Genomic DNA, 24612 nt, shown 5'->3' on the forward strand with positions numbered 1-24612 from the left:
ACCCGCTCAGTTGGAGCTCAGCAGCTGCCAGACCGCCACGAGCAGGTCTTGGTCGTCGCCGGCTGAGGGCGGATCGGATTCGGGTCGCATGTCCCAGCCATAGGGCTTGTTGATCACGTGGATGCGAGGCTCGGGGGTCGACTTGTCGCCCCGGTCGAACGCACCCACCACGAGCGTGTGCTCCCCCTCAGCCACCCAGAAGCACTCCCAGTGGGCCGACGACGACGTCTCGATGAAAGCCACCTCCGGCGCCGGCCGCGTCACCCGGACCGCGAGTCCGCCCGCGGCTGCAGGATCCATAGCCGGCTAGAGGAACCGGCGGTTCAACCGGTTCGGCGGCACCTCGATCCCCAGCTCGTCGAGCAACGGCCTCGTGTCGGCGATGTACTGCCGCCGGAGATCGGCGTTGTTCTTCTTCCGCAGACCCCACCGCACGTACGCGTCGCCGAAGTCGGAATCGGAACGGCCGAACATGTCGAGCGCCGCCGGCCACCAGAAGTGGATCTTCTCGTTCGCCTCGGCAAGTCCCTCGGGCGTCTTGCAGATCAGGCGGAGGTTCCGCAGCCCCAGCGTGCAGTGGAACAGCTCTTCCTTGTGCACTCGCGTGGCGATGTCAAGCAGGGGCTTGTAGGGCACGCCGTCCCAGGTCTCGCCGATGTAGACGCCCACCCGATCGATGAGCGCATGGAAGTACGACAGGTCGCAGAAGGTCTCCATCGGGTGCCGGAACGCGTACTGCTCGATCGGGCGGTCGACATGGTCGACCCCGAGGCCGGCCAGGATCTGGGCGTTGATGATGCCGTGCTCCACCTCCTGCTGCATGAGCTTGACTAGCAGGCCTTTGGTGGCCTCGTCGGGCGCGAACCGCAGGCAGCGGTCCCACAGCTTGGTGAGCAGATCGGTGTAGTGCGGGTTCGCGCTGTTCTCGACGTGGTAGCTCAGCATCCGCACCAGCAGCTCGTGGAACTCGGCGGGAATGTCGGCGTCGCCCTCATGCCAGATTCGCTGCGGCTCTGACGTCCGTTCGAGCGTTGCGGTGCTCATAGTGCTCCCGAGAGTACTCAGCGTCAGGTCTGGGTGTCGCTCTCGGCTCCGAGATACGCAGCCCGCACGGCGGGGTCGGCCTGCACCTCGTCGGGTGTGCCGACACTGATCACCTGGCCCTGATCGAGCACGTAGATGCGGTCGCTGATGCCGGTGATGAAGTTGAGATCGTGGTCGATCACCAGGACGCCCGCATCGACGGCGGCAGCCATATGCCGGATGCGCCGGATCATTTCGTTCGACTCCGCATCGCTCATGCCGCTGGTGGGCTCGTCCAGCAGCAGGTAGGTCGGCGCCATGGCCGCCGCTCGGGCCAGTTCCAGTCGCCGCGCACTGCCGTAGTCCAGCTCGCGGGCGCGGCGGTCCCGTACGTCCCACAATCCGGCCTCGCCGATGAGCGCATCGGCCTGGGGATGACGTCCCGGCCGGTGCCGTGCTGCCACTCGGCCGGCCAGCTCCACGTTCTGGCGCACGGTCAACGCGTCGAACAGTCGCAGGTTCTGGAAGGTGCGCAGCAGTCCGGCACGGGCGATCTCGTGGCTCGGAGCTGCTGTGAGCTCGCGCTCGCCCAGCCTGAACCAGCCTTCCGCGGGTTCCACCATCCCCGTGATGACGTTCACCAGCGTCGTCTTGCCGGCGCCATTGGGGCCGATCAGCCCCACGACCTCGTCGGGCGCCACGATGAGGCCGGCACCGTCGAGCGCCCGGAAGCCGCCGAAGTCGACGACGATGTCACCCGCCTCCAGTGCTGCGCCCTCATGGGGCACCTCGGCGTGCAAGCCCACGGGAGCGACTTCCGCCAGCGGCTCGGGTTGCTCTTCGGGCTTGCGGCGATGCCACAGGCGCCACAGCCAGCTGTCCAACTCCCGGTCCCCCAGCAGCCCTTCGGACCGGAAGATCATGAAGCCGAGCATCGCCAGGCCCAAAAAGACCGTCTGCAGGTTCTCGCGGAAGATCCAGTCGAGCGGCGCCGCATCCAGACCGAGCCCGAACACCTCGAAGCCGTCCTGCCCGAGGCGGCGGGCCAGCTCGCGTCCGATCGTCATCACCGCAACGCCGACGAGCGCTCCGGTAACGCTGTTGCGGCCGCCGACGATCAGCATGGCCAGCGTCAGCAGCGTGTAGTTGAAGAAGAAGTCGTCGGGCAAGATCGAGCCGTTCTCGTACACCCGCAGCGATGAACCGACGCTCACCACCACGACCGAGATGAGCAGGGCCGCTGTCTGCTGCACGAGTGGGTTCACACCCATGGCGCGTGCGGCCAGATTGTCTTCACGAGCGGCAACGGCGAGCTTGCCGCTGCGGCTCTGCGCGAACAGCCGCGCCAGGATCAGTGCTCCCAGCAGGCACAGGTAGATCGGAAGCCTGCTGTCGAGCGCGGCCCCCACCTTGAAGGTGAGGCCTGCACGGTTGCCGCCGGTCAGATCCGGCCAGTTGCGCGCCACCTCGTGGGTGACGAACAGCAGCGCCAGGGTGATCACGGTGGCCGCGACGGCCCCCGATTCCGCACCCGAGCGCGCTAAACCGATGCCCACCACGAGCGCGACCAGCACGGTCACCCCGATGGCCACCCCAACCGCCAGTGCCGGGTTCAGCAGCACATCGTTCAAGCCGAACGGCGCGTCGGGGATCCGCTTGAGCTTCTCTTCGGGGCTGATGGCGAAGACCGCGAAGGCGTAGCCGGCGATGGCACCGAAGCCGATGTGGCCGAACGACAGCACGCCGGTGTTGCCGACGTAGATCTGGATGCCGAGCACGATGATGGCATCGATCAGCATCACCGTCACCAGGCGCTCGGCGGCTCGGCCCTGGAAGCTCTCGTAGATGAGGCCGCCGGCCAGGAAGACGGCGAAGAGCAGGGCGCATCCGGCTACGGGGAAGCCGACGTCACGTCCGGGCCGCGGGAACATCAGGGCAGCTCGATCACACCCGCACGGCGTGCTTGACCGTGACGAGACCCTGCGGCCTGAAGATGAACAGCAGGGCGATCAGCAGGAACACCACGCCTTCGGTGAGACTGGCGACGCTGTCGGGCAGGCGTGAGCGCAGCAGCACTTCCGCCAGCCCCAGCACCAGTCCGCCGATCACCGCCCCCCGAAGACTGCCCAGACCGCCGATCAGCGCTGCCAGCACGCCCTTGAGCATGGGCGTGATGCCGGCGCTGGGGCTGATGCTGCCGGCTCGCATCAACCAGAAGACCCCGGCGATGCCCGCCAGCAAGCCCGACAGGGCGAAGGCCCCGCGGATCACGGTGTCAGAGCGCACGCCCATCAGCCGGGCGGTGTCGAAATCTGCGGCTGCCGCCCGCAGGGACAGCCCGAACATGGTCCGCTGCAGCAGCAGCGTGGTGCCGATCAGCGTCAGCACGGTCACGACGATGACGACGGTGTCGTACACCTCGATGTTGAGCGGACCGACAGAGTAGGTGTTGGTGACCCACGACGGCCGGTCGAACGGCTTGACCGAGGCCGACACGTACAGCAGGAAGATGGCGGAGATCACGAAGTGGACGCCGAACGACGTCAGCAGCAGCGTGAAGTCGGAGCTGCCCCGCACCCGCGAGAAGGCGACCCGCTCGATCGCCAGCGAGGTCAGCACGGCGCTCAGCACGATGAGCGGCGTGACGATGTACCACGACCAGCCTGCGCCGAGGGTCCACAGCGCGACGTAGCCGCCGACGGTGATGAGCTCGCCGTGGGCGAAGTTCAGCAGGTGCATGACGCCGAACACGACTGCCACGCCCAGCGCCAGCAGGGCATAGATGCTGCCCCGGCCGAGGCCGTCGATGAGGTTCTGTGCGAGCTCAGTCACGCTGTGCCGACTCCGGTGCCGTTCGCAGCGGGCGAGCCTGCGGCGGGCTGACCCTCGCCAGGCGCCACGACCGATCCGACGAAGGTGTCGAACAGGTCGTCGCGCTGGCTCAGTTCCCGGCCCGTGCCCGAGGCCACCACCTCGCCGCTGCGCAGCACGTATGCACGATCGGACACCTCGAGCATCCGGGCGGCGTTCTGCTCCACGACGAGCAACGTACGGCCCTGATCGCGCAGCGTGCCGATCAGCTCGAACACCAGGTCCACCAGCACCGGGGCGAGGCCCAGCGAGGGCTCGTCCATCATCAGCAAGCGAGGCGCCGACATCAGCGCTCGCCCGATGGCGAGCTGCTGCGCCTCGCCGCCCGACAGGTAGCCGGCTGGGACGTCCCACTTCTCCTTGAGCACCACGAAGCGCTCGGCCATCTCGTCCAGCAGCTCGGCGCGCTTCGCGGCCGGCACGGTGACGCCGCCGATCCGCAGGTTCTCCTCGACCGTGAGGTCGGCGAAGATGCGGCGGTGCTCGGGCACGAGCGCGACGCCCGAGCGCAAGAGCTGTTCCGGCGAACTGCCGGTGATGTCCTTCCCCTCGAAGGTCACGCAGCCCTCGGCCGGCGACAGCAGACCGGCGATGGATGACAGCAGGGTCGTCTTGCCCGCGCCGTTGGGCCCGATGAGGCCCACGACCTCACCGGACCCGACGCGGAGGGCCGCGCCGCGCAGTGCGGCTATGGAGCCGTACCGAGCGGTGAGGCCTTCGACTTCGAGCACGGACCTACTTGATCGTGTGCTTACTTGATGGTGCGCTTACTTGATGGTGATCGTGTCGACGAGCACGTCCTCGCCGTTCACGATGCGGTTGATCGGCACTGCCTTCGGCGGGATGCCGTTGGTGCCTTCGTAGGTGATCTCGCCCGACAGCCCCTGGAAACCAGAGAGCTGCTGGACGGCCTCGCCGATCTGAGCGGTGTCGTCGCAGCCGCAGTCGAGCATGCCCTGGATGCCGATGAACATCGAGTCGACGTACAGCGCCATGAAGCCACGGCTCTCGAGCGCCTCGCCCTTCTCGGCCTCGAACGCAGCGAGCATCGAGTCGATGCGGTCGCCCGCAGTGATGCTGGTGTGCGGCGTGTGGGCGATGCCCTCGTTGTTCGCCTCCACCTGGATGCCGGTGGCGTCCAGTGCGTCGGTGCCGACGTAGGTGAGATTGTCGAGACCCTGGCCTTCGAGCTGGCCCCGCAGCGCGGTGACCTGGAAGCCCAATGCCGCCGAGAAGACCACCTCGTTGTTCTCGGAGATCTGGGCGATCTCGTTCACTTGCGAGGAGAAGTCGGTGTCCACGAACCAGACATAGGTCTGCACGCTCACCACCTCGCCGCCGCCGGCTTCAAATGCGGCGATGAACGCATCTGGGTTGACGCCGGTGTAGGGAATGCCCTCGCCCTCGGTGAACACGATGGCCCGGGTGATGCCCTGGTCCAGCGCCCACTGGGCAGCAGCACCCGACATCTGGTGATCGTCGAAGGTGACCAGGTACGAGTTGATGGCAGCGTCTGCCAAGGTCGGCTCGGTGGATGCCGCCACGAACAGCGGGACGGTGCCGCCCGTGGTCTGCAGGATCGGGAGGGCGAAGTCGGCGAACGGCGGGCCGATCAGGAAGTGCGCACCCCAGTCCAGGAGGTCCTCGGTGGCGAGCGCAGCGTCGTCACCGACTTCGGCGACCCGCACCTCGACTGGCCGACCGTTGAAACCGCCGCGACAGTTCGCGAGCTCTGCGATGTAGGGCACCAGCTTGGAGCCCGGGATGTCGACGAAGCCGACCACGTCGCTGAAGTCCATCGCCATGCCGACGCGGATCGGGTCGCCGGTCGGGGCCTCCTCACACGCCGACAGATCGGCGCTGAGGATGTGGTCGATATCGATGCTGGACATCGTCGCGCCGGCTGACTCGCTGGCCTCTGTGGTGTCGTCGTCACTGCCGCACGCGGCACCGAGCAGCGCAACTACGGCCAGCAAAGCCAAGATGCGTCGTTTCATGATGAGCCCCTCCCATGGATCGAGCCGATGCTAGCCCTCCACCGAGAAAGGCTCGTATAGCTTCTGCTGATCGTCCCGGCCCAGACAGCGATGAGGAACACCTATGGCCAATGAACGCGTCCGCATGCTGTGGCCCGACCATCTCGGTCTCGCACGGGGCAAGTACTTGCCGGCCGCTTTCGCCCAAGACGGCACCGGCCATGCAGCCGCCGTGTTCAGCCTCGCCTACGACCGATCGTTTGTCGCAGCGCCGGGCTCAGGCGTGCTCGACGGCTTTCCCGACATGCACGCCACCTTCGACGAGTCGGATCTGCGTCCCGGCTGGGATGACGACCGCACTCAAGTGGCCGTGTGCGACCTGTCCCAGAACGGTGAGCCATTCCGCTATTCGGCCAGATACGCCCTGCGCAAGGCCATCGCCGACTGGGAGGCCTTGGGCTACCGCCCGATGGTGGGCATCGAGTTCGAGGCCTACGTGCTGGAGCTCACCGAAGAGCACGGCTGGCAGCGGTGGGACACGCCTGAGTCATACGTCTACGGCACCGGGCGTTTCGTGGACCCGATCGGCTTGATCGATGACATCACCGATCTCGCGGCCGGCAGCGAAATCGTGCTGGAGTCGGTCAACGCCGAGTTCGACTCCGGCCAGTTCGAGCTGACGCTCCGCTACGCCGATGCGCTGCGCGCTGCCGACGACGCTTTCCTGTTCAAGATGCTGGCCCGTGAATGCGCCATGGATCGTGGCCGCCGGCTCACGTTCCTCGGCAAGCCATACGAGCAGTTCGAAGGAAACGGTGTCCATGTGAACTTCTCGCTGCTCGATGCCGAGGGCAACAATGCGCTCGCCGATCCCAGCGCCGGTGACGGCCTGTCGGCGCTGGCGAAGAGCTGCCTGGCAGGGCTGTGCGCCCATCACCAAGGCCTCACCCCCCTGTGTTGCCCCACCGTCAACGCCTACCGGCGCCTGCGGCCATTCACCTTCAGCGGCCGGCGAGCGAACTGGGGCTACGACCACCGGGTGGTGGGCACCCGGGTGCCGCCCGAGCGCGGCGCACGCACACGCATCGAATCACGTCTTGCCGACGGCACCTGCAACGTCCACGCAGCTATCGCCGCCGTGCTGCAGGCGGCACGCCTGGGCGTGGTCGACGAGCTGCCCTGCCCTGAGCCCGAGACCAACGACGGCATGGAAGCCTGGAACACCGAAGTGACGTCGGCACTCAACCTGACCGACGCTTTGGATCATCTGCGTGCCGACACTGCGCTCGCCGAAGCCGTGAGCAGCGACCTCGTCGACAACTTCCTCGCCATCAAGGACGCCGAGTGGGAGCGCTACGTCGCCGCTGTCGGCGAACCCTCCGACGAGATCAGCGAGTGGGAGATCAGCGAATACCTGCCCTACCACTGACGGGCACGGCCAGGCGGCTCAGGTGAACTCGATGTAGCGATCGCGCTCCCAGTCGCTGACGTCGTCACCCACCGGATCGCACCCGGCGTCGGCGAACTTCTCCAGCTCGGCCTTGGCCATCAGCACGAAATTGGTCGAGAACTCCTCGCCCAGCGCAGCGGCGAGCGCGCTGCCCTCGTAGGCCGCGATGCCATCGTGGGCGTTGGCGGGCAGCGGCGCGGCATCGCCGGGGTCGTCGTACTTGTCGCCGACGCTCATCGGGCCCGGGTCGGCGCCCCGCTCGAGGCCGTCGGCGCCTGCTGCCAGGAGGCCGGCGATCATCAGGTACGGGTTCGCATCGGAACCAGGCGCCCGGTACTCCACCCGGTTCGCGCTGCCGGCGCCCACGGTCAAGCGGCACATCACCGATCGGTTGTCGAGCCCCCAGTGCACATGGGTGGGCGCGAACGTGTACGGGCGCACGCGCTTGTAGCCATTCGGCACCGGACTGCCCAGCAGCGAGAGCGCGCCGGCATTGTCGAGCTGGCCGCCGAGCCACTGCGACATGACCTCGTTCGGCCCGTCCTGCGAGGACGCGAACACGTTCTCGCCACCAGCGGACAGGCTGGTGTGCACGTGCATGCCGCTGCCCGACGGCTCGGTCCACGGCTTGGGCATGAACGTGGCCCGCAGCCCGGATGCAGCGGCGATCTCCTTGACGATGCTCTTGTAGAGGGCGGTGTTGTCCGCAGCAGTCATAGCGTCGCTGTAGGCCACGTTGATCTCGATCTGCCCCGGTCCGTACTCGGGATTGGAGGACTCCACCGGGATGCCGGCCTCGACCATGGCGGTGCGCATCTCCCACAGCACATCCTCGAGGTCGCCCCGGTCGGTCAGCGAGGAGTACTGGATGTGGCTCTGCACATGCGACCAGTCGGCCTCGCACAGGTAGAACTCCATCTCTGTGGCGACTATCGGGCTGTAGCCCAGGCCCTCGCAGCGCGCGATCTGGCGGGCCAGAACGGTGCGCGGTGCAATCGGGTGGAGTCGGTGGGAAGGATCCAGACTGTCTGAGAACACCAGCGCATAGCCGGGCCGGTGACCGAGGGTGCGCAGCGTGCCGAGATCGGGAACCAGGTGCGTGTCCAAGAAGCCCAGCCCCATGTTGATGTAGGGGCTGTCCACGAGGTCGTTGTGCAGGTCGAAGATGTAGATGGCGTCTGCGATGTGGCAGCCGCCCTCGGCAACAGACCGCAGGAAGTGATCGACGGGAAACCGCTTGCCGCGCAGGTGTCCGTAGGTGTCGACGATGGCGACCTCCACGGTGTGTGTGGCAGCCGCACGCAGGGCGCTCTCGATCTCGGCAAGGTCGGTCATGGGTTCACTCCTGGGTGGTGTCTGGGTGCGCTGAACGCGGCTGGTCGGCTTTCGGGCGGGCACAGACTTACCATTCGGCTGTGCCTCCCGAAACCTCTCCGGCCGCGACCGACACCCTGACAGACGATTCGGCGTTGACCGATGAGACGGCCGGCATCGATATCGCCGATGCCCGCAGGTATGCCCACGGCATTCCCTGGGACGACTTCGGGACGCTGCGTCGGCGTCCGGGGCTGCACTGGAATCGCTACGAGGCTGAGCCGAATGCGGACGGGGGCTTCTGGGCGGTGACCCGGCATGCCGATGTCTGCGAGGTGTCGCGACATCCCGAACGCTTCTCGTCGGCGATCGGGCACGTCAACCTGTGGGACCTCGAGGCCGACGCGCTCGAGGCACGCCGATCGATCCTCGAGCACGACCCGCCGGCGCACACCCGGCTGCGTCGGGTGGTGTCCAAGGCGTTCACGCCGCGCCAGATGCGCCGGTACAACGAGCGCACCCGTGAGATCGCCGACGAGCTGCTCGACGCCGTCGTTCGGCAGGGCGGCGGCGACTGGGTGGATCTCGTCGCTGCGCCGCTGCCGATCCGGGTGATCATCGCGATCCTCGGCGTGCCTCCCCAGGACGCCGACTACATGGTGGAGCTGTCGAACCACTTGGTGGAGGGAACCACCGAGAGCCAGTCGCTGCCGCCTGACGCTTACGGGAACACCACGCCGCTGCGCCTGCTTCCTTTCGGCAGCCCGGCCGCGTGGGGGCTGTATGAGTACGGAGCGAAGCTGGGCGACCAGCGTCTGGAGCACCCCACTGACGATGTCGTGAGCCACCTGGTGCACGCCGAGGTGGGCGGCGACCGCCTGACGACCACCGAGTTCCGGAACTTCTTCCAGGTGCTGGTGTTCGGCGGCAACGAGACGACGCGCACGGCGATCACCCACGGGACAATGGCGTTCGCCGATCATCCAGAGCAGTGGGACCGGCTGGTGGCAGACCGTGACCTGCTGCCCAGCGCCGTCGAGGAGGTCATCCGCTGGGCGTCGCCGATCCTGCACATGCGCCGCACCGCCGCGGTGGACACCGAGCTGTCCGGCACCCACATCTCAGCGGGCGACAAGGTGGTGATGTGGTACCCGTCAGCCAACCGCGACGAGGCAGTGTTCGAGCGGCCCAACGAGTTCGACATCGGCCGGGCCGACAACGCGCAGATCGCCTTCGGCGGCGGCGGGCCGCATTTCTGTCTCGGCGCCTATCTGGCCCGCATGGAGCTGACCGTGCTGCTCGAAGCGATGCTGGACCGCGGCATCCGCCCGGCAAGCGCCGAGAACCTGGTGCGGATCCCGTCCAACTTCGTGCACGGCGTCGCTTCTGTGGATGTCACCGTCGACGTTTCGGCACCCGCTGTGAGAGTCTGACGCCGTGAGCACCTGGGCCGAGCCCTACCTGGACGACCTGGGACCTGACGACGCCAACATCTCCGATCACGACGTGTGGACCCACGGCGTGCCTCATGCCACGTTCGCCCGGCTGCGCCGGGAAGAACCGGTGGCGTGGATCGACGAGGTCGACGGCCGCGGTTATTGGGCGATCACCAAGTACGACGACGCCTTCCGCATCAGCCGCGACGTGCAGACATTCACCTCGTCGAAGGGCATCCGCCTGGAGGACATGGCGCCCGACGAGCTCGAAGCCCGCAAGACGATGATGGAACAGGACCCGCCCGAGCACACCCGCTACCGGCGGTTGGTGAGCCGGGGATTCACGCCGCGCGTCGTGAACACCTACGAGGCTGCGATCCGTGCCCTGGCCTGCGAGGTGCTGGACCGGGCCCTGCGCGACGAGCGCTTCGACTTCGTGACCGAGGTCGCCACCGAGCTGCCCATGCGGATGCTGGGGCGCATGCTGGGAACCAGCGATGCCGATGGCCACCAGCTCGTGGAATGGGGCGATGCGCTGCTCGGCAACACCGATCCCGACTTCACCGACTATCCCGTGGGATTGGTGGACACCGACGAGTTCCGGCTGATGCCGTTCCGCAGCCCGGTCACCGTCGACATCTTCAACTACGCAGCGGAGCAGGCGGCCAAGCGCCGGGCGCACCCGACAGACGACGTCATCAGCCAGCTCCTGGCGCCGACCACCGACGGCGCACCGCTCACCGATCAGGAGTTCAAGAACTTCTTCACGCTCATCATCGCCGCGGGCAACGACACCACCCGCTACACGATGACCCACGGGCTGTGGGTGCTGATGGCGCACCCGCACCTGTTCGACACGTGGAGGGCCGCGGTGCTGGCCGGTGACGAAGCCCTGACCGCTGCTGCGGTCGAAGAGGTGCTGCGCGCCAGCTCGGTCACGACGCACTTCCGCCGCACGGCGACGTGCGACACCGAGATCCGCGGCACCAAGGTGCGGGCGGGCGACAAGGTGGTGCTGTACTACATCAGCGCGGACCACGACGAGGATCGCTTCCCGCACCCGTACAGGTTTGATCTGGCGCGTGCCGACAATGAGCACATGGCGTTCGGCCGCAACGGTCCGCACCTGTGCCTGGGAGCGTGGCTGGCCCGCATGGAGATCAAGGTGGTGTTCGAGGAGCTGCTGCGGCGGGTGGTGCGCATCGAACAGGACGGACCCGTCGAGCGGCTGCGGTCCAACTTCATCTCCGGCATCAAGCAACTGCCCGTACGCGTGGTCGAGCTGGCTGCATGAAGGCGCTGGTCGTCACACACGAGGAAACGTCGCGGCCCGGTTTCGTCGGTGATCGTCTGATCGAGCGGGGTATCGATCTGCACGTCCACGTGATGGTGCCCGACACCTCGCAGCCAGCCGAATTCCGTTCGCTGCCTGGTGATGACTTCGATGTGCTCGTCGTCACGGGCTCGTACTTCTCGGTGTATGAGGACGCGATCAAGCCGTGGATCGGTGCCGAGCTGGATCTCATCCGGCGTGCGCATGACAGCGGCACCCCGGTGCTGGGCATCTGCTTCGGCGGTCAGGCGCTGGCGGCGGCGCTGGGCGGGTCAGTGGACCGCTCCCCCGAGACCGAGATCGGCTGGTACCGGATCTCAGCGCCGAATGGTGTCGACCTGCCCATATCGGCTGGCCCGTGGATGGAGTGGCATCACGATCGCTTCCACCTGCCCCCCGGCGCCGAGCTGCTCGCCAGCACCGAGATCTGCCCGCAGCTGTTCCGGATGGGCCGCAGCGTGGGCACCCAGTTCCATCCCGAGATCAGCGTGGAGCTGGCCAGCGAGTGGCTCTATGCGGCCAGCGACGACTACTTGGCGTCGGTGGGCATCGTGCGCGAGGAGATCGTGGCCGAGGTGGCGCGTAACGAGGCCGCCAACCGCCGCAACTGCTTCGACTTGGTGGACTGGTTCCTCGACGACGTAGCCAAGTCCTAGGCCTGCCGCCGTCGCAGGGCCGCTGTCACGTGGCCTACGGGCCCAGACGGCCTGGGTCAGATGGCGAGGCGCTCGTTCAGATACTCGGCTACCCGCGCGATGCCGTCGTCGGCTTCGGGGAACAGGCCGGCCATCGAGTGCCACGCGTGGATCATCTCGGGCCAGACCTCCAGCGTGACGTCGACGCCGGAGGTGCGGGCCTTGTGAGCAAGCCGCTCGCTGTCGCTCAACAGCACCTCGTCATCGCCGCAGTGGATCAGCAGCGGCGGCAGACCTGCGAGGTCGCCCTCGAGCGGTGACGCGTACGGATCGGCGGCGTCGCCGTCGGGGCCGAGGAACACCCCGGCGATCCGCGTGAGATCGTCGGCAGTCACCATCGGGTCGCGGTCAGAGCGAGTGACGGCGCTCTCCCCCGTGCCGGACATGTCGACCCAGGGCGAGATGGGCACGGCCGCGGCCGGCAACGGCAACCCCACATCTCGCAGCTTCATGAGCGTCGACATCGTGAGCCCGCCGCCAGCCGAGTCCCCTGCGATGGCGATCTTGTCGGCGGAGTGGCCACGGTCGAGCAGCCAGCGATACACCGCGACGGAATCCTCCACTGGCGCCGGATGGGGATGCTCGGGTGCGAGCCGGTAGTCCACCGAGAGCACCGGGCAGCCCAGCTTGAGGGCCAAGTTGCCGGTCAGGTTGCGATGCGATCCGATGGAGCCGGCGACGTAGCCGCCGCCGTGCACGTATTGCACGATGGCGTCGCCAGTGGTCTTGTCAGGCGTTTGCAGCTCGCAGGGAACACCGTTGGCGTCCACCATCTCGCCGGTGACGCCCGCCGGCAGGGGGCGAGCGGTGAGCTCGATGCCCGTGCGCATGGCATCGATGTCGGCCGGCATGTCCTGCGACGCGATGATCTCGCGGATCCTGTAGAACGCTTCGCTCGCCATCGAGCCCTCCCCTGTGTCGGCCCGCATCGGGACGATCTGATCGGCCGCCACAACGTAGCCACGTTGGCTAGACGAGGCCCGACGTGGAGTCGTAGTGTCGATGCGCCGCGTCGGTGAGGGGTGCCGGCACGGCCGGAATCCGACGAGGGAGGCCACCCATGCTGCTCGAGAACAAGATCGCGATCGTCACCGGCGGGGCATCGGGCATCGGCGAGGCCAGCGCGAAACGCTTCGCTGCCGAGGGCGCATCGGTACTCGTCGTGGATATCCGCCGGGAGCGCGCTGACAGCGTCGCCGAGTCCATCGTGCAGTCCGGAGGCGAAGCCCATGGCTTTGGTGCCAATGTGGCCGAGCCGGACGACGTGGAGGCAATGGTGGCCGCAGCGGTGGATCGCTGGGGAGGTCTCGACGTGCTGTACAGCAACGCCGGCACGATCCGGCCCGGCACCGCGGTGGAATTGGAACCCCGCGACTGGGACCTGGTGATGAACGTGAACGTCCGGTCGGTGTATCTCGGCGCCAAGTACGCGGTGCCGGCGATGGAGGCCCGCGGCGGCGGCTCCATCGTCAACACGGCTTCGATCAGCGGGCTGCACGGCGACGGCGGCTCGGTGGTGTACGCCGCTTCCAAGGCCGCTGTCATCAACCTGACGCGGGCGCTGTCCACCGATCACGCCCCTAACGGAGTCCGCGTCAACGCCATCTGCCCCGGCACCATCCAGACGCCGCCCGTGCAGCGGATGATGGAAGATCCTGCTGCCCTCGAACGGAATCTGGCAGCCCATGCGCTGCGCCGCCTCGGCCATCCCGACGAGATCGCCAGCGTTGCCACGTGGCTGGCCAGCGACGAGTCGTCATTCGTCACCGGCGAAGCCATCGTCGTGGACGGCGGCCTGCGAGCCCAATCGCCCCTAGGCCGCCTCGCCGACCCCCGCCCCGCCCACCTCCGCTAGCCAGCGACGGGCTCGCCGGTCAGTCGGCGGCGTTGGCGATGAGGAACATCATCGAGGCTTCGCAGGCTGCTCGACCGTCGACGCTGGCGGTTCCTGAGGCCTTGCCGGCGCGGGCCGACAGGCGATTGATCGTGGCTTCCAGGCGCAGCGTGTCGCCTGGCGTGACCTGGCGGCGGAAGCGGGCCTTGTCGATGCCGCCGAAGAGCGCCAGCTTGCCCTCGAGCGATGTTGCCGAGGCCGCAGCGAGGCCGGCGGTCTGCGCGAGGGCCTCGACCATCAGCACCCCGGGCAGCGTCGGGCGGCCCGGAAAATGACCGGCGAAGAACTCCTCGTCGCCGGTCAGGTGCCACAGCGCGACGCAGCGCTCGCCGGGCTGGAGTTCGACGATCTCGTCGACGAGCAGGAACGGCGCCCGGTGCGGCAGCAGCTCGTCGGGTCGCGGGAACTGGCTCTCGGGTGGGGTGTCGCTCACCGGTGCGAAGCTACCGCTCACGTGCGTCGAAGGGCCGAGCGTGCCAGGGGCGAGCTATTCGGCGGCGGATGACGACCAGCGCGACGTCTACTCGGTGCCGAAGGTGCTGCGCTGGTAGGCGACTACTGCGGCGATCTCGGCGTCGGTGAGAATGCCGCCGAACGGGGGCATCGAGCCTCGACCGGTCCACACCACCGACAGGTGGTTGCGCACGCTGAGGCGTTCGTCGACACCGCCGAGCGCTGCGCCGACGCCGCCGCTGCCGTCGCTGCCGTGACACACCGAGCAGCTGTCGTCGAAGACCTCGCTGCCGAGCGACACATCGGCGCTCTCGAACGCCAACTCGAGCCGTTGCAGGTCGGCCTCTGTCGCATCGCTTGACCCGCAAGCCGCAAGGCCCATGACCAACATGAACGCCAGCGCCCACGTCCGGATGAGCCACCGGGCACGAGCAGCGCCAGATGCAGCATGACCGCTCGCCGGGAGCGGCACCGCAGGCCAGCCGAACCTCATGCCGCCTCGGACAGGATCAGTACGACCGCTCATCGGGTCACCCGTGGCGTGCCGACGCCGGTGTAACGGCTCGGCGGCTCGTTCCAGCGGCGGGTCATCCAGCCGGCATCGCGGTAGTGAGCGTGAAAGTGGTCGGGAATCTGGCGCATCACCTGATCCACCCTCCCACCTTCGGGCCCGAATCTCTGTTCACCCGCTTCGACCAGTCGAGCCAACATCGCGGCCAACTCCTCGGGGGGCGGCTCGGTGCCGTGATGCTTCCAAACCACCATCGGGGTCGCGCACACTTCGCAGTCCGCCACCCAGCACAGCTCGTCCTCGAAGTACCAGTGCGTGAACCGGGCGGCCTCGCACAACTCGCAATCGGGGTCGTGCGCCGCGGGATCTGTCGGGGACGACTCGGCGGGATCCGGATTGGCGTGACTCACCGTCTCACCGCGATCACTACCCGCGATCGAGTGCTGCCCGGTAGGTCGCCACCAGTTCGCCGACTGCCTCGGGTCCGTCGGACATCAGCGTGCGGACGACGGCCGAGCCGATGACCGCCCCATCGGACACCTGGCAGGCCTCCACGGCCTGGGCGGGCGAGCCGATGCCGACGCCGGTGAGGACCGGCCGATCAGTGACGGCCTGGCACCGCGCCGCGATCTGGGTGGCAGTGCTCGCCAGCGCGGAACGTTCCCCGGTAACGCCGAGCAGCCCGACGGCATAGACGAAACCGCGAGACGCTCCGCACAAGTCCGCAAGACGGTGGTCGGGCGTCGTGGGGGCCGCCAGCAGGATCGCCTCGATGCCGATCGCAGCGGCATCTGCGAGCCACGATCCTGCCTCGACGTAAGGAAGGTCAGGAAGAATCGCCCCCGACACACCCGCTTCGACGAGCGCAGAGGCGAATCGCTCGTGACCCTGGTGGTGACAGAGGTTGTAGTAGGTCATGACTGCGTGGGGAATGCCGGTGTCGAGGGCACGCGCCTCTTCCAGCACCGAAGCCGGGGTCGCCCCTTCGGCCAGGGCAGCGGTTGACGCCTGCTGGATGACCGGCCCGTCGATCACCGGGTCGGAGAAGGGGATACCGATCTCGATGGCATCCGCGCCTGCCGCCGCGGCTGCTTCCACGGCGCGTTGCCAACCCTGGTAGCCACCCGTGACGTAGGGGATGAGCAGCTTCGCGCCAGCCTGACGCCGAGCTCGCAAATGCGTCTCGAGCGCACCGAACCCTTCGGCCCCGGCGGGTCCGGATACGTCGGTCACGAGTGCGACCTCACTCGCTCAACCCATGCATGCCGAGCACGTCCATCATCTGGTCGACGTCCTTGTCGCCCCGTCCCGAGAGGTTCATCAGCACCGTCTGGCCCTGGATCTCCGGGGCTGCGCGCACGATCCATGCGAGCGCATGAGCGCACTCCAGCGCCGGGATGATGCCCTCGGCCCTGCTCATGAGCGTGAACGCCTCCACCACCTCGTCGTCGGTCACGCTCGGGTATTCGGCACGGCCGATCGCCGCGAGATAGGCGTGCTCGGGCCCGACGCCGGGGTAATCCAGCCCGGCCGAGATCGACTCGGCTTCCATCACCTGGCCCACTTCGTCCTGCATGAGGTAGCTGGTCATGCCGTGCACCACGCCGGGCACGCCGCGCCCGACCGCGGCGCCGCCCGCAGGCTCGACGCCCACGAGCCGTGCGTCGCCGTCGGCGAATCCCGAGAAGATCCCAGCGGCGTTGCTGCCCCCGCCGACGCACGCCACCACCACGTCAGGGGCGCCGCCGGTCAGGTCCTTGCACTGCGCAGCGGCCTCGTCGCCGAGGATGTGGTGGAAGGTGCGCACCATCCACGGGTAGGGATGGGGGCCCATCACCGAGCCGAGGCAGTAATGCGTGTTCTCGACGGTGGCCACCCAGTCCCGCAGCGCCTCGTTGACGGCGTCCTTCAGCGTGCGGCTGCCGGACTGCACCGATTCCACCTCGGATCCCAGCAGTCGCATGCGGAACACATTGAGAGCTTGCCGATCGACGTCGACGGCGCCCATGTAGACCTTGCACTCCATCCCCAGCAGCGCCGCGGCGGTGGCCGTGGCGACGCCGTGCTGGCCGGCGCCCGTCTCGGCCACGAGCCGCGTCTTGCCCATGCGCTGGGCCAGCAGCGCCTGCCCGATGACGTTGTTGATCTTGTGCGATCCGGTGTGGTTGAGGTCCTCCCGCTTGACCAGCAGGCGCAGGCCGAGCTGGCGCGACAGGTTGCGGCACTCGGTCAAGGGCGACGGCCGTCCCCCGTAGTCACGCAGCGTGGTCTCGAATTCCGCCACGAACGCCGGATCGGCCCACGCCTCCCGGAAGGCTGCCTCGAGCTCCTCGCACGCCGCCACCAGCGTTTCGGGAACGAATTGGCCGCCGAAGTCGCCGAAACGGCCATCGGTCGTGGGCTCGCCCATGACCGACCGGGAAATCGTCGTGGGCTCGCCCTTAGCCGATCGGGTGCTCGACGCGGGCCCGTCCATCTCTGCTGCCATGTCGTCCTTCGCTCAGTCGTCGCGCCAGTCGTACGGCGCCTCAGGTCCCGGCTCGGTCGGCTCGCCGGTGTCCTCGTAGAGGGCACCGGCCTCCTTGGCTGCAGCGACGAACTCACGCATGGCGAGCACGTCCTTGCGGCCTGGTTCGGATTCGACACCCGACGCCACGTCCACGCCCCACGGCCGCACCACCTCGATGGCCTGCGCCACGTTCGAAGCGCGCAACCCGCCTGCGAGCAGCAGCCTCATGCCGCGATCCCTGCCTTCGAGCTGGCGCCAGTCGAACACACGGCCGCTGCCGGGTTCGGAACCGTCCAGCATGAGCACCGAGGCGCCGTAGTCGCGCACGCGTTCCACATTGGGATCGCCGGCGACGAACGCCTTGATGAGCCCGGGCACCCGCTCGGCGATCCAGCGGCTGTCGGCCGTGGTCTCGTTGCCGTGCAGCTGGGCCAGCCGCAAGCCCGCGCCGTCCATGATCTGCACGACTCGCTCGGGCAGCTCGTTGCGGAACACACCGACGGTGACAACCCCGCCCGGCAGCCGGCGAACGATGTCGCGCGCCAGCCGCGGGGAGATCTGCCGCGGCGATCCGGGCACGAAATTGAAGCCAACGGCGTCGGCGCCCATGCCGACAGCGACGAGCGCGTCCTCTTCATTCGTGACGCCACAGATCTTTACGAACATGTCATCACCGGCATGCCAGCCGACCCCTTGCGCCGCGGCGGGCCTTGGGAGGCGCCAGGGTCAGAAATCGAGGCCCTTGGCCACAGCCGGGTCCAGGAAGATGAGCTCGGGACGCGCCGCCATGAATTCGCGCGTTGCCTGTCCGAAGACCTTCATCTGCTCGGAGCCGCCATGGGCCGCGAGCGCATCCTGGTCGCTGTACAGCTCGTAGAACCACACCACGTCGGCATCGTTCTGATCCTTGTGGGCGGCGTACACCTCGGTGCCCGGCTCGCCCGCGACATTGCTCATGCCGATGTCGGCAATCACCGCGAGCAGCTCGTCGCGCATGCCTTCCTTTGCGGTCAGCTTGGCCAAGAGTGCCGTCTTTGCCATGTCGTTGCTCCCTGCGATCCGTTTGACTCAGCGACAGCTTGCGAGGGTACCTGTAGCGGACCCTGCGACGACTTCAGAACAGTTCGGCAAGCACGACGGACTGGCCGCCGTCACTGCTCACATCGCCGGCGGTGTCCCGGCGCACCGATGCGAATCCGACGGTGGCACCATCTAGCAATGCCGCACTGAGCACAGCGCCGATGCCGGCACCGTCAGCGTCGCGCAGCTCCTCGCCGGCGGTCACACTGCCGCCGGCCCGGAATCGGCGGATGCCGCGGCGCCCCCCGGCACGCGAGTCGATCCGTTCCACCAGTTCCTGGCCGCGGTAGCAGCCCTTGGTGAACGACGCTGCCTGCTCGACCAGGCCGGTTTCGTTCGGAATGTCGCCGGGCTGGATCTCGGTGCCCATGGCGGGCAGGCCATAGGCCATGCGCAGCGCCTCGAACTCGCCGGCAGAGACGTGCTCGGCACCGTCGCCGAAGCCGTCCACAGTGCTGCCGGGGCTCGCCAGCAGGTCGTGACCTCCGGCGAGGGGCCAGTGCGTCGGGCGCACGACGTGTTCGGGCGCATCGGCAGGTCCGGTCGCTGCGGCTGCGATGGTCGGCTCCGCGGCCGATGCCGGGCCGCGCACGGCATGCATCGTCCACTGCTGCAGCGAGAACTCCGCCTTGGTTCGCAGCTTGAAGCGTTCCAGCGAGGTGGTCATGGCGTCGCCGAATCCTGCGTCCGTGTCGGCGACGAACGTCTCGGGGCCGACGCGGCTGATGACGAACAAGGCCTCGACGCGGCCCCGCGGCTCCAGCAGGAACGACAGCGTGCTTTGGCCGATCTCCATGGCCTCCACGTCCGCGGAGATCTGGCCTTGCAGATATGTCTCGGCTTCAGGTCCCGTCACCACGAGCACATCGCGAGGAACCGCCGCGACAACCAGCCGATCGAGCGAAGCCAGGGCGTTCACCCGCCCCTCCATCCCGGCACCAGCCGATCCACGGCATTGCGAATGAGCGCCAGCCCGACGCCGTCGTCGAGCGACATGATCGACTCGGGGTGGAACTGAACTGCTGCGACGGGCAGCTCACGGTGCTCGACGGCCATCACGATGTCGTCGTCGAGGCTGACGGCGGTGACTTCCAACTCGTCAGGCACTTCGGAGCGGCGGGCGAACAGCGAGTGGTAGCGACCAGCTCGGAACTCTTTGGGCAGTCCGTCGAGCAGCTGCCCGCCGACGATGCGGATAGCCGAGGGCTTGCCGTGCATCGGCGTCGCGAGCTGCCCTAGCTCGCCGCCGAAGTACTCCACGATGCCCTGCAGCCCCAGGCACACCCCGAACAACGGCAGCCCGGCATCGAGCGTGGCGCGCACCACCGGGCCGATGCTGAAGTCGTCGGGCCGGCCCGGGCCCGGCGACAGCACGATGAGGTCGAAGTCGTCAGTGCTGATCTCGTCGGTGGGGAACCCCGCTCGGCGGGTCACCACCGTGGCACCGGTCTGGCGCAGGTAGTTCGCCAGCGTGTGCACGAATGAGTCCAAGTGGTCGATCAGCAGCACCCGCCGCTCGCTGGGCAGCGATGCCGTGGCGCCCGTCGAAGGCGCCGAACGCGGCCGGCGAATCGCATCGAGGAATGCCGATGCCTTGAGCTCGGTCTCCGATTCCTCCTCGTCGGGGTCGGAGTCCCACAGCAGCGTCGCGCCGACCCGAACCTCCGCGTGCCCATCGGCGACGCGGATCGTGCGCAGCGTCAGGCCGGTGTTCAGGCTGCCGTCGAAGCCCACCTTGCCCACTGCGCCTCCGTACCAGGCCCGGGCAGTGCGTTCGTGCTGTTCCAGGAACATCATCGCCGCTGTCTTCGGCGCACCGGTCACCGTCACTGCCCAGGTGTGCGACAGGAAGGCGTCGAGCGCATCGAATCCGGGCCGAAGGCGTCCTTCGACGTGATCGACGGTGTGGATGAGCCGCGAGTACATCTCGATCTGGCGGCGCCCGATCACCTTGACCGACCCGGGGACGCAGATGCGGCTCTTGTCGTTGCGGTCGACATCGGTGCACATCGTCAGCTCGGACTCGTCCTTGGCCGAGTTGAGCAGCGCCAAGATCTGCGATGCGTCGTCGATGGGGTCCTGGCCCCGGGCGATGGTTCCCGAGATCGGGCACGTCTCGACCCGCTCGCCCTCGACCCGCACATACATCTCAGGCGACGCGCCGACCAGCCACTCCCCGCTCTCACCAGCCGCGCCGTGCTCACTACGCCCGGCTGACGCCGGGCCGAGATTGATCAGGAACCCGTACGGCGCAGGGTTCTGCTCCTTGAGCCGGCGGAACAGCTCCGCCGGGGACTCGATGCAGGGCTCAGAGAACATCTGGCTCGTGACCACTTCGAAGAGGTCGCCCCGGGCGAAGTACTCGTGAGCGGCCCGCACCCCCGCCGCATAGCCGCCGGGCTCATGGTCGCAGCTCGCCTCCAGCTCGAAATCGGGCTCATACGGCACGCGTGCGCCGCCGCCGGCCAGTCCAGCAGTGCTGCGGCCGTTCACGGCGAACTCGTACCGGAAGCGCTGCGCGACGCCGCCCTCGTGGTCCACGATCAGCAGGTCGTCGGGCAGGTACAGCACCAGGTCGCGCTGCTGGGGGGGGCGGGGCAGCGTCAGCGCTATGGGCTCGAACTGGAACGCAAGGTCATAGCCGAACGCCCCGTACAGGCCCAGGTGCGGGTCGTCGCAGGAGAACAGGTTCACGAGCGCACGCACGACGGTGAACGTGGACGGCTGACGGCTGCGCTCTTCCTCCTCGAAACGCCGGTCGGCCCGCTCCACACGGCAGACCACGGCGCCCGAGCCATCGCCGGGCTCGTGGCGAAGATCCACGATGCCGGCGGTGCTTCCCAGCGCTGCCAGCGCCTCGTGAACCGGCTCCAGCAGCACCGTGCCCCGCTCGTTCAAAGCGCTCACCCAGATGTCCTGCGCCCGGCTGGTGACGGCCAGCGGCGGGTCGGCGAAGCCCATGTCCCAGCGGGTGTAGCGGCCCGGGTATTCGTAGCTCGACGACAGCAGCACGCCGCGGGCCTCGTCCAGCCGGTCGACGAGGTCTTCGATCTCGGCGTTGCCGTCGACCGTCGACGCAGCGAGCGAGACGGTGATGCCCCCGCCGGTCTGGAACTGCGTCCCGCCCGTATCCGTGTGATCAGGGCTCATGGGACGGGACTCCTGGGACCAAGGTCGCAGTGCAGGCTCAGGGCCGCACGATCACAGGTAGAGGCCGGTGCTGCCGGGCTCGATGCGGGGAGCGGCAATAGCGTGAACGTCGCGCTCGCGCAGTATCAGGAAGTCGTCGCCGTGCACCTCGACCTCGTGGCGATCCTCGGGGCTGAACAGCACCCGGTCGCCCTCCTGGGCGGTGCGAACGTTGGGGCCTGCACCCACGACCTCACCCCACACCAGCCGCTTGTTCTGCTGGGCCGTCGCCGGGATCAGGATGCCGCCGCTGGTGCGCCGCTCGGAGCCGTCGTTGGGGAGCCGCACGAGCAGGCGGTCATGCAGCATCTTGATGGGTCGACGCTCGCCGTCGGCGTCGGGTGGGGCAGACGGCTTCGGCCTGCTGGCAGCGGGCTTCGGCCGGCCGCTGGTCTTGGTGCTCTTCGAGGGACGAGCGGGCTTCGTCGCCGAAGCGACGCCGTGCTCGTTGTTCGTCTCCGGAGCGCTCACCGCCCGCACGGTACCGTTCACCGGCGTGATTGACGCAGTGAATTCGCAGCGGCCACCCGCTTCTGGCCCGCCATTTGAGGTGGAGGCGTTCGCGGTGGAGGCGGAGTCCTCCGACGGCATCGAGCTCGAAGCCGAGGCTGCCTGGCCCAGCGCGACTGGACCTGATGGGGCAAGCGTCGATGGCGGCAGTTCCGCCGGCACTGCCGCAGCGGTGGCGGTGCTGTCCCACCCGCATCCGCTCTACGGCGGGGACATGTGGAATCCGCTCGTTGATCACCTCTTCAGGGCCCTGCCTGCGAGCGGCATCGCGACGTTTCGCTACAACTTCCGGGGCGTCGGCGGTTCCGGCGGCCGCCATGACGACGGGAAGGCCGAGCAGCTCGACGCTGCGGCGGCGTTCGACGCGGCCGTGCGTCTCGCAGCGGACCGGTCGCCCGCCGCTGGTGCGCCGCCGGTCGTCTCTGCAGGCTGGTCATTCGGCGGCGATGTCTCGCTGGCGGCCACGCACGACGGCCTGTCGGCATGGATCGGGATTGCCGCACCATTGCGGATCGTCGACCCGGCATCGATGGGCGCCGCAGCCGATCCCCGGCCCAAGCTGCTCCTGGTGCCCGAGCACGACCAGTTCTGCTCCCCCGCCGAAGCGGCCGAGATCACCGAGGGCTGGGCCAACACCCAGCTCGACGTGATCTCAGGCGGCGATCACTTCTTGATGGGCCACGCACGAGTCGTCGGCGAGAAGATTGCTGCGTTCGTCAACGGCTTGCGGTAGGGGCCGAGCGGCCTACACGATCCGGGACGACCGGTCTCCCCAGTACTCGTCTCGCAGGATTCGCTTGTAGAGCTTGCCGGTGGGATGGCGGGGCAGCTCGTCGCGGAAGTCGACCGAGCGCGGCACCTTGTATCCCGCGAGATGCTCCCGGCAGTACCCCAGCAGCTCCGTCGCCAGTGCATCGTCGGACTCCACGCCGGCAACCGGCTGCACGACGGCCTTGACCTCTTCGCCGAAGTCGTCGTTGGGCACCCCGAACACCGCGGCGTCGGCAACCTTGGGGTGCAGCACCAGGCAGTCCTCGATCTCCTGGGGGTAGATGTTCACGCCGCCCGAGATGATCATGAACGCCTTGCGGTCGGTCAGGTAGAGGTAGCCGTCGCCGTCGACGCGCCCGACGTCGCCGAGCGTCGACCACAGCTCGTGATCGTCGTGGCGCGACTCGGCGGTCTTGGCGGGGTCGTTGTGGTACTCGAAGGCCGGGATCTCGCGCTCGAAGTAGATGGTGCCCGCCTCGCCGACCGGCAGCTCGCTGCCCTCGTCGTCGCAGATGTGGATCACCCCGATGAGCGGTTTGCCCACCGTGCCGGGCCGTTCGAGCCATTCGTCCGAGTTCACGTAGCAGAAGCCGTTGAGCTCGGTGCCGGCGTAGTACTCGTGCAGGATCGGGCCCCACCAGTCGATCATCTGGTGCTTCACCTTGACGGGGCACGGCGCCGCTGCGTGCACGGCGACCTGGTGGCTGGACAGGTCGTGGCGGGTGCGCTCGCTTTCGGGCAGCTTCAGCATCCGGCTGAACATCGTGGGCACCCACTGGCTGTGGGTGATGCGGTAGCGCTCGATGTACGACAGCGCCTCAGCGGCGTCGAAGCGGTCCATGACCACCGCCGTGCCGCCGACCGACTGCGTGCCGGTCGTGAACGACAGGGGCGCAGAGTGGTACAGCGGGGCCGGGGAGAGATAGCGGGTGCCTTCGCCGAATCCGAAGACGCCGCCCAGCAGCCCGGCGCCGAGCAGGTCCGGGTCGGTGATCGAGGTTCCGTCCAGCGGCCGCTTGATGCCCTTGGGGCGGCCCGTGGTGCCGGAGCTGTACAGCATCGCCGACCCTCGCGGCTGTTCGGCGAGCGGTTCTGCGGGATGGGCTGCGATGGCGTCTTCGAACGAGTCGAACCCAGCGGCGGCCTCGTCGAGCATCAGCCGCACGTCGCAGTCGCCGATGAGCGGCAGCATCTCCGTCGCGGCATCGATGACGGCGGGCGATGCCACCAGCACCCGGGCCTCGCAGTCGTTGACGATGTAGGCGCCTTCTTCGGCAGTCAGGTACCGGTTGACGGTCGTGAAGTACAGGCCGCTGCGCATCGCGGCCCAGTAGGCGTCGAAGTAGCCGATGTTGTTGTCGGCGAAGATCGCCACGTGATCGCCGGGGCGCAGGCCGGCGGCCCACATGAGCTGGGCGAACTGGCAGCTGCGGGCTTCGAGCTCCCCGAACGTGCGGGTCTGGCCGTCGCGGGCCATGATCACCGCTGGACGGTCTGGGTCGGTCGCCGAGTGGGTGCCGGGGTAGCTCATGGCGGGGAAGCTAGCGGGCGACTTCGGGCAGGACTGAATCCGTCGAGCGCGGTGGCACCCGGTCAG

The 24612-nt window shown here is 68.0% G+C and carries 25 protein-coding genes; 6 read left to right on the forward strand and 19 right to left on the reverse strand.

Annotated elements, in window-relative coordinates:
* Positions 1–6: 6 nt before the first annotated feature.
* The 6 genes from ACOGXE_RS02395 to ACOGXE_RS02420 are packed head-to-tail and all read right to left on the reverse strand — an operon-like array spanning position 7 to position 5891.
* Positions 7–300, reverse strand: a complete 294-nt coding sequence (locus ACOGXE_RS02395; RefSeq protein ID WP_419932354.1) for a hypothetical protein — start codon at positions 298–300, stop codon at positions 7–9.
* A gap of 6 nt (positions 301–306) precedes the next feature.
* The gene (locus tag ACOGXE_RS02400; protein ID WP_419932355.1) at positions 307–1044 is read right to left on the reverse strand and encodes a Phenylacetic acid catabolic protein; all 738 of its coding nucleotides are present in this window, start codon (positions 1042–1044) and stop codon (positions 307–309) included.
* A 23-nt stretch (positions 1045–1067) separates the two neighbouring features.
* On the reverse strand, positions 1068–2954 hold the full coding sequence (locus ACOGXE_RS02405; RefSeq protein ID WP_419932356.1) for an ATP-binding cassette domain-containing protein: 1887 nt from the start codon (positions 2952–2954) through the stop codon (positions 1068–1070).
* 13 nt (positions 2955–2967) lie between these two features.
* Positions 2968–3855 (reverse strand): branched-chain amino acid ABC transporter permease, encoded by an 888-nt coding sequence (locus ACOGXE_RS02410; RefSeq protein ID WP_419932357.1) that lies wholly within the window; start codon positions 3853–3855, stop codon positions 2968–2970.
* A complete protein-coding gene (locus ACOGXE_RS02415; protein WP_419932358.1) occupies positions 3852–4625 on the reverse strand; it encodes an ABC transporter ATP-binding protein in 774 nt (257 codons plus the stop codon). The genes ACOGXE_RS02410 and ACOGXE_RS02415 overlap by 4 nt, the downstream gene beginning before the upstream one ends.
* Positions 4626–4661: 36 nt before the next feature.
* A complete protein-coding gene (locus ACOGXE_RS02420) occupies positions 4662–5891 on the reverse strand; it encodes an ABC transporter substrate-binding protein (protein ID WP_419932359.1) in 1230 nt (409 codons plus the stop codon).
* A 103-nt stretch (positions 5892–5994) separates the two neighbouring features.
* Between ACOGXE_RS02420 and ACOGXE_RS02425 the strand changes: the two genes are divergently transcribed.
* On the forward strand, positions 5995–7299 hold the full coding sequence (locus ACOGXE_RS02425) for a glutamine synthetase (protein ID WP_419932360.1): 1305 nt from the start codon (positions 5995–5997) through the stop codon (positions 7297–7299).
* A gap of 18 nt (positions 7300–7317) precedes the next feature.
* On the opposite strand, the gene ACOGXE_RS02430 is transcribed toward ACOGXE_RS02425, so the two are convergent.
* Positions 7318–8655, reverse strand: a complete 1338-nt coding sequence (locus tag ACOGXE_RS02430; protein ID WP_419932361.1) for a glutamine synthetase family protein — start codon at positions 8653–8655, stop codon at positions 7318–7320.
* Positions 8656–8735: 80 nt separating this feature from the next.
* On the opposite strand from ACOGXE_RS02430, the gene ACOGXE_RS02435 reads away from it, so the two are divergent.
* Genes ACOGXE_RS02435 through ACOGXE_RS02445 form a run of 3 tightly spaced genes read left to right on the forward strand, consistent with a single transcriptional unit; the run spans position 8736 to position 12059 of the window.
* Positions 8736–10067: a cytochrome P450 gene (locus ACOGXE_RS02435; protein ID WP_419932362.1), complete on the forward strand. Its 1332-nt coding sequence runs from the start codon at positions 8736–8738 to the stop codon at positions 10065–10067.
* Positions 10068–10071: 4 nt separating this feature from the next.
* Positions 10072–11364, forward strand: a complete 1293-nt coding sequence (locus ACOGXE_RS02440) for a cytochrome P450 (RefSeq protein ID WP_419932363.1) — start codon at positions 10072–10074, stop codon at positions 11362–11364.
* Complete coding sequence (locus tag ACOGXE_RS02445; RefSeq protein WP_419932364.1) at positions 11361–12059, forward strand: type 1 glutamine amidotransferase; 699 nt, start codon at positions 11361–11363, stop codon at positions 12057–12059. The genes ACOGXE_RS02440 and ACOGXE_RS02445 overlap by 4 nt, the downstream gene beginning before the upstream one ends.
* 56 nt (positions 12060–12115) lie before the next feature.
* On the opposite strand, the gene ACOGXE_RS02450 is transcribed toward ACOGXE_RS02445, so the two are convergent.
* Positions 12116–13000, reverse strand: a complete 885-nt coding sequence (locus ACOGXE_RS02450; RefSeq protein ID WP_419932365.1) for an alpha/beta hydrolase — start codon at positions 12998–13000, stop codon at positions 12116–12118.
* A gap of 158 nt (positions 13001–13158) precedes the next feature.
* On the opposite strand from ACOGXE_RS02450, the gene ACOGXE_RS02455 reads away from it, so the two are divergent.
* Positions 13159–13953, forward strand: a complete 795-nt coding sequence (locus ACOGXE_RS02455; protein WP_419932366.1) for an SDR family NAD(P)-dependent oxidoreductase — start codon at positions 13159–13161, stop codon at positions 13951–13953.
* A 19-nt stretch (positions 13954–13972) separates the two neighbouring features.
* Here the strand turns inward: ACOGXE_RS02455 and fabZ are convergent, their stop codons facing one another.
* The 10 genes from fabZ to ACOGXE_RS02505 form a co-directional block, all read right to left on the reverse strand.
* Positions 13973–14425: a 3-hydroxyacyl-ACP dehydratase FabZ gene (fabZ, locus tag ACOGXE_RS02460; protein WP_419932367.1), complete on the reverse strand. Its 453-nt coding sequence runs from the start codon at positions 14423–14425 to the stop codon at positions 13973–13975.
* A gap of 87 nt (positions 14426–14512) precedes the next feature.
* Positions 14513–14971, reverse strand: coding sequence for a c-type cytochrome (locus ACOGXE_RS02465; protein ID WP_419932368.1), 459 nt, complete (start codon positions 14969–14971; stop codon positions 14513–14515).
* Positions 14968–15366, reverse strand: a complete 399-nt coding sequence (locus ACOGXE_RS02470; protein WP_419932369.1) for a hypothetical protein — start codon at positions 15364–15366, stop codon at positions 14968–14970. The genes ACOGXE_RS02465 and ACOGXE_RS02470 overlap by 4 nt, the downstream gene beginning before the upstream one ends.
* Positions 15367–15382: 16 nt before the next feature.
* Entirely contained in the window at positions 15383–16189 is an 807-nt protein-coding gene (gene trpA / locus ACOGXE_RS02475) for a tryptophan synthase subunit alpha (protein ID WP_419932370.1), read from the reverse strand.
* Positions 16190–16199: 10 nt separating this feature from the next.
* Positions 16200–17366, reverse strand: coding sequence for a tryptophan synthase subunit beta (trpB, locus tag ACOGXE_RS02480; RefSeq protein ID WP_419933471.1), 1167 nt, complete (start codon positions 17364–17366; stop codon positions 16200–16202).
* Positions 17367–17456: 90 nt separating this feature from the next.
* On the reverse strand, positions 17457–18131 hold the full coding sequence (locus tag ACOGXE_RS02485; protein WP_419865156.1) for a phosphoribosylanthranilate isomerase: 675 nt from the start codon (positions 18129–18131) through the stop codon (positions 17457–17459).
* A gap of 60 nt (positions 18132–18191) precedes the next feature.
* Positions 18192–18506, reverse strand: coding sequence for a putative quinol monooxygenase (locus ACOGXE_RS02490; RefSeq protein WP_323673075.1), 315 nt, complete (start codon positions 18504–18506; stop codon positions 18192–18194).
* Positions 18507–18579: 73 nt separating this feature from the next.
* The gene (locus tag ACOGXE_RS02495; RefSeq protein ID WP_419932371.1) at positions 18580–19464 is read right to left on the reverse strand and encodes a YgfZ/GcvT domain-containing protein; all 885 of its coding nucleotides are present in this window, start codon (positions 19462–19464) and stop codon (positions 18580–18582) included.
* The gene (locus ACOGXE_RS02500; RefSeq protein ID WP_419932372.1) at positions 19461–21695 is read right to left on the reverse strand and encodes an anthranilate synthase component I; all 2235 of its coding nucleotides are present in this window, start codon (positions 21693–21695) and stop codon (positions 19461–19463) included. Before ACOGXE_RS02500 ends, ACOGXE_RS02495 begins: the two co-directional genes overlap by 4 nt.
* A gap of 51 nt (positions 21696–21746) precedes the next feature.
* Complete coding sequence (locus tag ACOGXE_RS02505) at positions 21747–22043, reverse strand: GroES family chaperonin (RefSeq protein WP_419932373.1); 297 nt, start codon at positions 22041–22043, stop codon at positions 21747–21749.
* Between the two features lie 4 nt (positions 22044–22047).
* Between ACOGXE_RS02505 and ACOGXE_RS02510 the strand changes: the two genes are divergently transcribed.
* On the forward strand, positions 22048–22977 hold the full coding sequence (locus tag ACOGXE_RS02510) for an alpha/beta hydrolase (protein ID WP_419932374.1): 930 nt from the start codon (positions 22048–22050) through the stop codon (positions 22975–22977).
* A gap of 12 nt (positions 22978–22989) precedes the next feature.
* On the opposite strand, the gene ACOGXE_RS02515 is transcribed toward ACOGXE_RS02510, so the two are convergent.
* A complete protein-coding gene (locus ACOGXE_RS02515) occupies positions 22990–24546 on the reverse strand; it encodes an acyl-CoA synthetase (RefSeq protein WP_419932375.1) in 1557 nt (518 codons plus the stop codon).
* Between the last annotated feature and the right edge of the window lie 66 nt (positions 24547–24612).

Origin of the sequence: Candidatus Poriferisodalis sp. (assembly GCF_965208555.1) — a bacterium.
Classification (GTDB): Bacteria; Actinomycetota; Acidimicrobiia; order Acidimicrobiales; family Poriferisodalaceae; genus Poriferisodalis.